General features: G+C 53.8%; 10 protein-coding genes. 6 read left to right on the top strand and 4 right to left on the bottom strand.

The features are described 5' to 3' along the window. Nucleotides 1–257 precede the first annotated feature (257 nt). Genes ACIQ2T_RS08630 through ACIQ2T_RS08615 form a run of 4 tightly spaced genes read right to left on the bottom strand, consistent with a single transcriptional unit; the run spans nt 258 to nt 3996 of the window. A complete protein-coding gene (locus tag ACIQ2T_RS08630; protein WP_397590458.1) occupies nt 258–1400 on the bottom strand; it encodes an NADH:flavin oxidoreductase in 1143 nt (380 codons plus the stop codon). Further along, nucleotides 1400–2203: an alpha/beta fold hydrolase gene (locus ACIQ2T_RS08625; RefSeq protein ID WP_397590457.1), complete on the bottom strand. Its 804-nt coding sequence runs from the start codon at nt 2201–2203 to the stop codon at nt 1400–1402. Before ACIQ2T_RS08625 ends, ACIQ2T_RS08630 begins: the two co-directional genes overlap by 1 nt. 8 nt (nt 2204–2211) lie before the next feature. Then, a complete protein-coding gene (locus tag ACIQ2T_RS08620; RefSeq protein ID WP_397590456.1) occupies nt 2212–2679 on the bottom strand; it encodes a nuclear transport factor 2 family protein in 468 nt (155 codons plus the stop codon). Nucleotides 2680–2703: 24 nt separating this feature from the next. Continuing rightward, complete coding sequence (locus ACIQ2T_RS08615; protein ID WP_397590455.1) at nt 2704–3996, bottom strand: acyl-CoA dehydrogenase family protein; 1293 nt, start codon at nt 3994–3996, stop codon at nt 2704–2706. A gap of 440 nt (nt 3997–4436) precedes the next feature. On the opposite strand from ACIQ2T_RS08615, the gene ACIQ2T_RS08610 reads away from it, so the two are divergent. The 6 genes from ACIQ2T_RS08610 to ACIQ2T_RS08585 all read left to right on the top strand — a co-directional run. After that, on the top strand, nt 4437–6695 hold the full coding sequence (locus ACIQ2T_RS08610; protein ID WP_397590454.1) for a TonB-dependent receptor: 2259 nt from the start codon (nt 4437–4439) through the stop codon (nt 6693–6695). A gap of 11 nt (nt 6696–6706) precedes the next feature. Further along, the gene (locus ACIQ2T_RS08605) at nt 6707–7441 is read left to right on the top strand and encodes an SDR family NAD(P)-dependent oxidoreductase (RefSeq protein ID WP_397590453.1); all 735 of its coding nucleotides are present in this window, start codon (nt 6707–6709) and stop codon (nt 7439–7441) included. Beyond that, nucleotides 7429–8460 (top strand): phosphotransferase family protein, encoded by a 1032-nt coding sequence (locus ACIQ2T_RS08600; protein WP_397590452.1) that lies wholly within the window; start codon nt 7429–7431, stop codon nt 8458–8460. Before ACIQ2T_RS08605 ends, ACIQ2T_RS08600 begins: the two co-directional genes overlap by 13 nt. Further along, nucleotides 8460–10091 carry a long-chain-fatty-acid--CoA ligase gene (locus ACIQ2T_RS08595; protein ID WP_397590451.1) on the top strand — a complete coding sequence of 544 codons (1632 nt, stop codon included), beginning with the start codon at nt 8460–8462 and terminating at the stop codon, nt 10089–10091. Before ACIQ2T_RS08600 ends, ACIQ2T_RS08595 begins: the two co-directional genes overlap by 1 nt. Then, nucleotides 10088–10792: a TetR/AcrR family transcriptional regulator gene (locus ACIQ2T_RS08590; protein ID WP_397590450.1), complete on the top strand. Its 705-nt coding sequence runs from the start codon at nt 10088–10090 to the stop codon at nt 10790–10792. The genes ACIQ2T_RS08595 and ACIQ2T_RS08590 overlap by 4 nt, the downstream gene beginning before the upstream one ends. Before the next feature lie 244 nt (nt 10793–11036). Further along, nucleotides 11037–11644 (top strand): CaiB/BaiF CoA transferase family protein (locus ACIQ2T_RS08585; protein WP_397590449.1); only part of this gene is annotated, 608 nt, incomplete at its 3' end.

Genomic DNA, 11644 nt, shown 5'->3' with positions numbered 1-11644 from the left:
CAAGCACTGCCGCATCGCCAAGTCCCACACGCGCCTGAACGCCACCATTGTTAGGGTCCATGACATCGCCAAAACGCACTGAACTGGCGCCCGCGCCACCGCTGATAAAATGATCGATTTGACGCATCTTTTGTTTTTCCTTTTAGCAAAACGTCCTTGCAGATGATGGGCGCACCAAGCGCTGCTGCCCCCTGAGATCGGGCCAGCATCTGCAATCTTCGGGTCGTGATCTCCGTGGAGTTTCAAACTCCGGATTGTTAATGCTCGTAGTTCTTGAGCGCCGTATCGCGATTATAGGGAGTGAGCTCATTAATGCGTCCCTGCTCTACCTTTTCCAGCCAGTTAGGGTCCGCAAGAAGAACCCGGCCCAGTGCCACGAGATCAAACTCGTTGCGCTCGAACATCTTTACAAGATCCTCCAGACGACCCAACATAGGAGACGACACGCCTTCGACAAAATCCTGCATCAAATCTCGATCCATGCCGATCGACCCTACGGTAATCACTGGCTTACCCGTGACCTCCTTGATCCAACCACCCAGATTTTTGTGGTCGCCCTCGAACTCGGGTTCCCAGAAACGACGCTGCGAAGCATGGAATATATCCACCCCAGCGCGGGCCAACGGGTCGAGCCAGCGGTGCAGATCGTCCGGATCGGCTGCTAGTTTTACATCATAGTCATACGTCTTCCATTGTGAGACACGAAAGATGATAGCAAAATCCTCGCCTACCGCTGCTCGGCAGGCGGCAACAACCTCGGCCGCAAATGTGGCGCGGTCCGCAATGTCCGGCCCGCCATAGCGATCATTTCGTTGGTTGGTTCGATCCCAGAAGAATTGATCGAAAATATACCCATGGGCCCCGTGCAATTCTATTGCGTCGCATCCAATCTCTTTTGCCAAGCGCGCAGATTTTGCAAAGGCGGCGACAGTATCATCAATATCCTGTTGGGTCATGGCGCGACCACCCTCGATGTCCGGCCCGGCGAAGCCTGACGGACTAACCAACGGAGCGTGTGGTGAATCAGGGAAGTTGAAATCCATACAGCCGCCGACGTGCCATAATTGCGGAACAAACATTCCGCCTTCGGCGTGGACGGCATCAATTGCGCCCTTCCATCCGGCAAGCGGTTCCTCGCCGTCAAATAGCGGGATGTTGTCCGCGGCAACAGCGTGATCAATCGCCACTCCAGTGCCCTCGGTTATAATCGTACCGACACCACCAGCAGCACGACGGCGGTAATATTCTGCACCATCTTCTCCCAGTACGCCCCCGGGAGCAAAATAGCGTGACATGGGGGCCATGCAGAAACGGTTAGGAGCCTTTAGCGATTTACACGCGAAGGGTGTATTTAGCGGAGCAAGCAAGGCGGCTAAATCATCAAGCGGTGCAGTAGACATCAGGTTAAATTCCTTAAAAATGCGAGCAATGCCTCATTATAGGCAGTGGGGTTCTCGAGTTGTGGGGAATGTCCTGTGTCCATTGTCAGAAGCGTGCCATTCGCAGCACAGTTTGCAGCAAAGCCTGCAATCGCAGGGTCGGCGATTGCATCTCTGGCTCCGCCAATCGACAGGACAGGGAAAGTAAAGGATGCCAGCAGTTCGCGCTGATCAAGCGTTGCAAGACCGGCAAGTGTTTCGCTTGCGCGCGGCGCAGTTGCCAAGAACCCTCGCTCGACCCAACCGATCATTGCCTCGCTTGCGCCTTCACCCGATGCGCCCTCAGCCAGCGCCCGGAAAAAGCCAGGGCGGTCAGCGGTAATTGCGCCAGCGATTGCGAGAACGTCTTCAGGCATGCCACCGTGTGGAAACCCGTCGCCTTGTACATAACGAGGCGATGCCCCGCAGGTCAGAATAAGTCCTGCGACACGATTGCCAAGCAACGCGGCAGCGGCAACTGCCACGGCGCCGCCCAAGGACCACCCATTTAACGCAACACGCGGTAAATCGCAGCGATCGATGATCGCAGCAACATCGCCGGCAATAGCAGCGATCGACATGTCGGTAAAATCCCGGTCAGAACGACCGCAGCCACGGTGATCAATCACAATGGCGCCATGTCCCGCAGCAAGGAGCCCCTCGACCGCCGAAGCCCAATAATCTCCAGACATACCCCAACCGTGGATCAGCACGACCGGCAGTCCGGGCGCACGATGGTGCTCAAAATACACTCGGCCACCAGTATCAGTTTCAAAATAAGCCATAAAAGCTCCTATGCAGGCGGCGACAGGGTGACGCCGGGAAGCGGATTGAAGTGGTGCATCTTCACCTTTCGGTGCGCGATCTTCCAGACGCCGTCACGCCTTTCGAACGTATCAAAATAAGTCGCACTGACGGTTTGCGCCTGACCATCGGACGTCGTGCCAATACAGTCCACGTCACATAGGCCGGTCGCGCGGTCATCACCTTCAAAGGAAACGACGAGGTTCGTGGTGAAGTGGCTGGATGCAAGCCAAGCGTCCCACAGAATATCCTTGGTTACATGCGCAATGCCGTCAGTGCCCTCAAAGCTGCCAAAGGGAGGACCAATGTCCCATATGGCATCTGGCCACCATATTGCACGGAAGCGCTCCCAGTCGCGCTTGTCAAAGCCGTGGCAATAGTCGCTAACCAAATCATGCATCGCGAACCGGCTTTCAACACGGTCTAAACGTTGTTCGATATCAGAGGTCTCTTTCATATCAATTCCTTGAAGTAGCGCACATCAGTCAAGATAGACGGCGAATTTCTCCCGCGCTGCGGCGAGACGAGCTGGCACATGATAGCTCGGGAAAGGCCCAGCAAATGGCTGAACATCTCTTAATATGTCCTTCGCTACGCCGATTTTGTGAACCTCCGTGGGTCCATCGACAATTCCCATTTCTGGCACATATTGCCACATATCCATCAACGGCGTTTCGTTTGACATGCCGAGTGAGCCGTGCAGATGCAGTGCGCGATACACGACGTCCTTAAGCACGCCGGGCATGGCGGCTTTGATTGCGCTGATTTCGCGCCTCACTGGGCGGGTGTAGGCCTGATCGCGGTCGAGAAGCCATGCTGCATAGAGGACATGCAACCTAAATTGCAGGATCTGCGTGTAGCTGTCGGCGATTTTTTCTTGGACCATCTGCTTGTCGGCCAGACGTTCGCCCTTGGTGGTTCGGCTAACAACGCGTTCTGTCATATACTCCATCGCTTTATTCAACATGCCGACAGTCCGCATTGCGTGATGGATACGGCCGCCTCCGAGACGCGACTGAGCTACCTTAAAGCCAGCGCCGATCGGACCAAGGTGGTTTGCCTCAGGCACGCGACAATTCGTGAAACGAAGATAGCCGTGGACCCCACTGCCGATCTCATCCTTTGGACCAACTGCGGTATTGCGTATTATCTCGAGCCCCGGCGTATCATGCGGGACAATTAACATTGTCGACCCCTCATGCACGGGAACATCAGGGTCAGTGATGACCATTACAATAAGGAACTCAGCAATGCACGCATGGCTAGCGTACCATTTCTCTCCCTCTATTACCCATTCGCCGGCATTTAGATGCGCCTTGCATGTGAATTCGCCGGGATCAGCCCCAGCCTGTGGTTCGGTCATCGAATAGCAGGAAACAATCTCACCATCGAGAAGTGGCTGGAGATACTTAGCCTTCTGATCGGGCGTACCAAAACGCGCAAGTATCTCAGCATTACCAGTGTCAGGCGCTTGGGTTCCAAAAACAGTAGGTGCAAAGCGACTACGGCCGAGGATTTCGTTCATCAGCCCAAGCTTCAGTTGGCCAAGCCCTTTTCCGCCGAGTTCGGGGCCGAGATGGCACGCCCAAAGACCGCGCTTTTTGACCTCTTCCTTAAGTGGCGCCATGATACGCGCGGCTCGAGACCGCGGGTCAACATGCGCTCCAGGATCGCGAAACACCAGATCAAGTGGCTCTATCTCTTCGGCAACAAACCCGCGCATCCATTCCAGTTGCAGTTCAAATTCAGGCTCGTTTGAAAAATCCCATGCCATCAGTAACTAGTATCCTTATTTTTGTTTACAACCATGCTCATTGCCCTGCGTTTGCGGCAAATTCACTTCATAATTCCGCGCCAGACATATATATAGCCCGCTCTTAGCTTATTCCTCTTGCGCCACTCGAGATCCGGGTCGCTTTACTTTGAAGCCTTACTCTCCTGCCAGTCTTACCCATGACGGATGTAACTGTACTAATCTTTGTTGCATAGTTACTAGTTGAGAACAAGCAAGAATGGTCAAGCGTAGAGATAATGAAGATTATTTGTTTAAATACAAATAGCTATTAACTTTACTATCGTATAATTCATACTTTTTGCAAAATTTGCTTGTCGATAACAAGCAAGTGAGGCATCCTGAGAGAAGGAGCGTAAAGTGTGACATCTGTAGGGGAAGTCGCGAACAAATCATGCGCCCTTTTTTGGAGAGGAATGATCATGATAGATCGTATAAAAATCGCACGGCTACTTACAACCGCTGCAATCATTTTATATCCCGCGTCATTAGTCAGTGCGCAGGAAACAAACACGGAAGCGCAGGCGGAATCGCAGGGGCTTGAAGAAATTCTTGTAACCGCCCGTAAGCGCGACGAAAACATGCAGGATGTTCCCGCATCGGTCAGCGCGCTATCCGCTGGTGAACTGGAAAGGCGCTTTGACTCCGACGTTCGCGACTTTGCAGGCGCTTCACCCAATATTGTTATCGACGACACCCAGCAGGGGCCAGGAGGCGTTGCAGCTATATACATTCGCGGCATCGGCGTCGGGGATGTCGAGAAGTCAGTCGATCCAGCAGTCGGTGTTGTTTTTGATGATATTTATATCGGGCAGAGTTCGGGCAGTTTGCTCAAGGCGATCGATATTGATCGTGTTGAAGTTCTGCGCGGGCCGCAAGGAACGCTGTTCGGACGCAACGCCACCGGCGGCGTAATCAACCTCGCTCGCTCGCGACCAACCTATGATCTTACCGGAAAGGCGCGCGCCACTTATGGTCGGTTTGACACATTTAAGGTCGAAGGCGTTACCAGCACTGGCCTTTCAGATAATGTAGCGGTCAAAGTCAGCGGCGCTTATGAGAAGTCCGACGGCTATATGTATAACAAATTCTTTAAACAACCGGGGCAGCGTTCTGAGTTCTACGCTGTTTCAGGGGCGCTATTGTTCGAGCCCACTGACAATCTAGACATCCAAGTCAGCTACGATCATCAGAAAACTAAGCAGGATCCGCCACAATTGCTTGCGGTTAATAAGCCGACCGACTTGTTCTGCGCAGCATATGCTCAGTGCTCGCCCACGCCGGGCGTACCCACATCTGGGGATCGCTATGTGAGCGTCTCTGACGGACGGCTCGACAAAAATGCGACATTTAAGCTCGATATGGCAGTCGCCAAAGCGACCTATGATGTCGGATCCGATATGCAGCTAGATTATATTCTCGGCTGGCTGAAAACAGACGAAACCATCACACAGGATTTCGACACCACACCATTTACGCTGTATCACACTGATCGGCCGGCGCGTTGGCGCCAGACTACGAACGAATTACGCCTCACAAAGGGTGGTTCAGGCCCAGTGACGTTTGTTCTGGGCGCATATCTGTGGGATTCGCAGTATACGATTAATCTGAAGAACTACATCGGGTTCGCAGGACCGCCATTGCTTACCAGTGCAACAGATGTCACGCAAACTAACAAGTCATGGGCTATCTATGGTGAAGGAGACTATGACCTAACGGAAAAGCTTACGCTCACTGTTGGGGCGAGGTACACGAAGGACAAGAAGTCCAGTATCGTCAATGACTTGCCAGTCAAAATCTATGGTACTCTCATTGAAGCAAACCCAATCGCTACGCTTCCTGGAAACATAGTGATGGCGAAGCCTGTCGAGGAAAGCTGGAAAAAGTTCACACCGCGCGTTTCGCTCCGCTACGAACTTTCCGATGATACTATGGTCTATGGTTTGTGGTCACGCGGCTACCGTGGAGGCGGCTTCAATGGGCGTCCTGCGACCCTTAGTGCTGCAACGGTCCCCTATGATCCGGAAACGCTCGACAATTATGAAGTCGGTTTCAAAACTGAATTTGCTGATAACCGAGTTCGACTGAACGGCTCGGCTTTCATAATGAAGTATACAGATATGCAGCAGGATCTGGACGTTCCGGCGCCTGGCACATCAACGGGACGCGAGAACCGCACGATCAACGCATCCTCAGCTGATTTCAAGGGTTTTGAACTTGATTTGACAGCACGGCTCTTTGATGGCTTCACCCTTAATGGAAATCTTGGCTATCTTGACGCGAAATATAAGGACTTTTTAGGCGACATCTACAGCACAGGTAGACCTGTAGATGCCTCGTTCCTAAAAATCCGTCGCGCACCAAAATGGACATGGAGTGCCGGAGGAACTTATGAAGCTGACATCGGTAACAATGCTTCAGGTTGGATTACAGGTGATGTCCGTTACATAGGCGGTCATGAAATCACCTTCCTCAACAATCCAAACCTGCGCAACGGTGGCCAGTTCTTGGTAGACGCATCTATCAACGCACGATTTAACAAAACCACAGTTAGCTTGTTCGGCAAGAATTTGGCCAATGAAAAGGGCTGGACTATCGGCTATGACGTTCAGGGTGTCTGGAGCTATGCGGCACCCCGTCCAAGTCGGACATGGGGCATTGCTGTTAGTCAATCGTTCTGAGAAGGACTGCAATGACGACGCAGTCAAAGCTTGAGGCACGGAGATGGGTAGTAACTGGTGCATCGCGGGGCCTTGGCCTCGCGATCGCCAGGCTCGCCGCCCGCAATGGGGATAGGGTTGCCCTTTTTGCTCGCGGGGAGAACGTTCTGAATGAAGCCCGTATAATTGGTGATAATGCTATAGGCGTTATCGCCGATGTAACCGACCCGTCGGCCTTAGCGGGCGCTTGTGAGCAGGTAGCCGAGCGTTGGGGCGGCATTGATGTCCTAGTCAACAATGCGGGCCTGCATCGTGGCGGGCTAATTGGCTCTCTTTCTCTGGGTGATTGGCAGGACGTTATCGATACCAACCTGTCCGGCCCTCTGAACTGCGTCCGGGCCGCCTTGCCATATTTAAGTGATGAAGGATCGATCGTTAATATTGGTGCCGTGGTCGGTCTTCGGGGCTTTGCCGGCGATGCTGCATATGGTGCGTCAAAAGCCGGACTGGTGGGGCTGACGCAGGTGTTAGCCGTTGAACTTGCGCGTCGGGGCGTCCGGGTTAATCTCGTAATCCCTGGCATGGTTTCAACGGAAATGACGGCGGGCATATCGCCTCGTGCCAAAGCGAAACTCGTAGAGAGTATTCCACTTGGTCGGGAAGGCACTGCCGACGAACTGGCCAATGTCGTCTGGTGGGTGGCAGGATCGCCTTATATGACTGGCTCAACAATTTCCAACGATGGTGGGCTGCTGTGCCGACTGTAAGCGATCCGGCCGAGCGGTTTTGCCGCTGGCTGGAGGAGAATGCCGGATTCACCGAAGTGCGAATCGCTCGTAAGTTGACGGGCGGCAACGCCAATGTGACCAGCCTTGTCGAAACCGCGAGCGGTCCATTGGTGCTTCGTCACCCGCCTACCAATACGGTATCTGACCTTGCCGGCGCCGGCATCTCGCGCGAATTTCGTTTCATCTCGGTCATCGCGGGCAATGCGCCGGTTGCCGAACCCCTATTGTATTGCGACGATGCGGAAATATTGGGTGCCCCATTTTCTCTCACGCGCTTCGTGCCGGGAATGGCGATTACCGACGCTTTGCCGCCGGCTTATTCGAACAGCATCGCAACTATCGATGCTGTCGGCATCGCACTGATAGATGCCCTCGCCAAAGTACACGCAATTACGCCAGTTCCTGAAGGGCTGGGCGATGTAAAGAAGGCGCGGAATTTTGTCGCCCGCCAGATCGAACGGTGGCGTGCGGTGCGCTTAGCCAGCAAAGTCCGCGATCTACCGCTGGTCGAAGTGCTCGGAACTTGGCTCGCCGAAAACGTTCCAGAGCCCGAGACAATGCGGATTGTCCACTGCGATTATCACCTCGACAATGTGTTGATGGATCCGATTGAACCAAAAGTCAGGGCAATACTCGATTGGGAAATGGCAACATTGGCCGATCCACTTGTCGACGTCGGGCTCGTCACGGCAATGTGGAACCGCGATGAAAGTCTTCCACTCGGCTTCGCATTTGTGCAGCGCGTCTCCAATGTTAAGGGAGTGATCGGCGGTGGTGAATTAGCGCAGCGCTGGGCAAGCTCAACAGGGCTCTCAATCGCAAATCTTTCGTACTTTCAAGCTTTTGCACTATGGCGTCTCGCCGTGATTGTTGAGGGCGCCTATGTTTTGTTTCGCAATGGTCAAGTAGACGGGCCTTATGAACGCGGCCTTGAGCATGATGTGCCGGCATTACTCGATGCAGCCCAACGCATTGCACAGATAAAGGGTATCGCTTGATGGACGCCACCATGATGCACGAGCCGCTCGGCACCGCTGCAATTTTTGCCCACGGCGAGCGCATTCATGCTTCGAGCCGCATCGGCCTATTCGACGGCGAGGAGATGACGTGGCGAAGCTATGCCGAAACAGCCAATCGGGCGCGCCGACTTGCCACAGCGTTGCGGTTGGCGGGCGTGGACAAGAATACGCGTGTTGCAACGTTAAGCTGGAATGATTTTGCACATTTCGAAGCGTATCTTGCGGTGCCCGCAATGGGCGCTGTGCTCCATACGCTCAACCTGCGGCTACATCCTGATCAGGTCCGCTACATCATGGCCGATGCCAGCGACGCTTTTTTGATTGCCGACGGTGATTTGCTTGCAGGCCTCCTACCCCAGATCAATTCGCTCGGCGCGCTTAACCACATCCTCGTTACCGGCAATGCAACCGGGCTCGCCGGACTTGAAAAGCCATGGACGCTTTACGAAGACTTTATCGCCGACCGTGAACCGATTGTCGAATTTCCCGATATTGAAGAGACCGCAGCTGCCGCTACCTGTTATACGTCCGGAACGACGGGCAATCCCAAGGGGGTCGTGTATTCGCATCGCACGATCTACCTACATAGCCTGGCATCGATGGCCACAAACGCCTTTGCCTTAGGTAACAGCGATAAAATTTTACTGCTGCCGCCTATGTTCCATGCCAATGCTTGGGGATTGCCTTATTCGGGCTGGCTCGCGGGTGCAGATTTCGTACTGCCCGGCCCTAATCTGCAGCCTGAAGCGATCCGCCGAATGATCCGCGGAACAGCGCCTACATTTACCGCCACCGTGCCAACCATCTTAAACGATCTGCTCCGCATAGATGCCAAGGACCCGGTCGATATGGGAAGCTTTCGTGTCATCGTGGTGGGTGGCTCGGCAGTTTCCGAAGGTCTCATCGCGGAGGTTGAGCGAAGCTGGAACGTGCCGCTTATCCAAGGTTGGGGAATGACCGAAACTAGCCCACTTTGCGTTCTGTCTCACCCCGCTGCCGACGCATCGGACGAAGAGGCGCGTCGCTTGCGAGCCAAAAGCGGACGTCCTGTCGCAGGCGTTCGTGTGCGGTTGGTCGACGACGATGGCCGACGCCTCAGCGAAGATGGCAAAACCATCGGGCGATTGCAACTGCGTGGTGCGTGGATTGCACGGGGCTATCACGGCGTTGCTTCGAGTAGCGTGTTAACCGACGACGGATGGCTGGACACTGGCGATGCTGGGACGATTGATGAACGCGGATATGTGCAGGTAACAGATCGGTTAAAAGATTTGATAAAATCAGGCGGCGAGTGGATACCTTCGGCTGAGCTCGAAAATCACATTTCGAGCCTTCCCGGTATTAACCTAGCCGCAGTAATCGCAGTCCCCGACCCGCGTTGGGAAGAGCGGCCATTAGCGATTGTCAATACACTAGATGGCGAAAGGCCGGATTTTGTGGCCCTAAGACGCGCCTTACAGGATCGAGTTGCACGCTTCTGGATCCCTGAATATTGGGCACAGGTTGATAGCCTGCCACTGACCAGTGTTGGCAAGATTGACAAGCAGGCACTGCGCGAGGCATTTGCAATCGGCAAGTCTAAGTTTGAGAAAATCGAGGACAATCGATGAACGCACTACCCCTGATGAAGGGCAAGGCTTCCCTTCGCGAGGTAACGGAGGTCCTTCAAACTGCTTTGCCTAAGACACGCGTCAGGCCGCGCGTCAGTCGACGCACGCAAGCGGAACGAACGGCGCTATCTGATGCCCGGATGTTCGATGCAGCCATGCAATTGATAGTCGAACAAGGTACACATGCAACGACGCTGAAGGCCGTCGGAGAACGGGCCGGCTATTCGCGAGGGCTGGCGTCTAGCCGTTTCGGATCGAAGGATGCGCTGTTCGGTCAACTTGTTCTGCACTTCAATACCAGTTGGACCCAGGAGCTGGCTAACAAGGTTGGAACACGCGGCGGCGTTCAGGCATGCCTAGCAGCATTGTGCGCAGTCGAAGATTTTTTGTCGAGCCACTCCAAATACATGCAGGCTATGTATATCCTGTGGTTTGAGTCGATCAGCACGCACAACGATGTCCGCGATCATCTTGCAGCATATCATGAAATCTATCGGGGCGACGTCGCGCATTGGGTCGAAGAAGGTATCGCGAGCGGCGAAATCGACACTGCGGTAGACGCAGAATGCTACGCATTCGGTTTCTGCAGTTTTATTTTTGGGACTATCTACCAGTGGCTTGTCGCCCCTAGCAATGTCGACCTGCCCAAGCAGTTTGAAGCGTTTCGCCGATTGACCTTGAAGACATTTACAATAGATTAGATTTCTTCGAAATTTTTTCTTAAAAAAATATATATTTCAATAGTTTAACTCTATATTTTTAAGCTTGATTTTTCATTTGCTAGACGCTAGCAAATAAACGGTAAAATGTCGTGGGCGGCACCCGATAATCTGGGAGAGTTGGCGTGGCAAAAGCTGTCGGTTCGCTAGTATTAAGGCTCTTGGCGGGGCTTGCCTCCGGTGCTTGGACGGCGCCTAATATCTGCGCTGCAGGAACGGACATAAAATGAGTGGTGCACAGAGTATTGACTGCCATTTGAAGCAGCCGGTTCTTGATGGGGTGCGGGTGATAGAATTGGCTGGAATCGGCCCTGCTCCGTTTTGCGGCATGATGCTTGCAGACCATGGAGCCGAGGTAATACGCATAGATCGACCTGGGGCTAATGTAGAGGAGCAGCAATGCGATGTTCTGCTGCGGTCACGGCGTTCGATCACATTGGATTTGAAACGTCCTGAATCGATTGAAATCGTAGCTCGGCTCGCCGAAACAGCTGATGGTCTTATTGAGGGTTTTAGACCCGGGGTGGCGGAGCGTTTAGGATTGGGGCCGGAGGTTCTAATGCAATGCAACCCCGCATTAGTGTATGGGCGGATGACCGGTTGGGGACAGCAAGGGCCACTTTCCAATGCCGCGGGACATGATCTCAATTACATATCGATTAACGGGTGCCTGGCGGCGCTGGGTCAGGACGGCAAACCGCCAATGCCGCCGCTGAACCTAATCGGTGACTATGGCGGTGGTGGCATGATGCTCGCCTTCGGGTTTGTATCGGCTCTATTGGCTGCACGACAGAGCGGCCACGGGCGTGTAATTGATTGCAGCATGGCCGAAGG

The organism is Sphingorhabdus sp. (assembly GCF_044357595.1).
Classification (GTDB): domain Bacteria; phylum Pseudomonadota; class Alphaproteobacteria; order Sphingomonadales; family Sphingomonadaceae; genus Sphingorhabdus_B.
The sequence above is the reverse complement of the archived record's forward strand: the minus strand, read 5'-3'. Positions and strand labels throughout refer to the sequence as shown.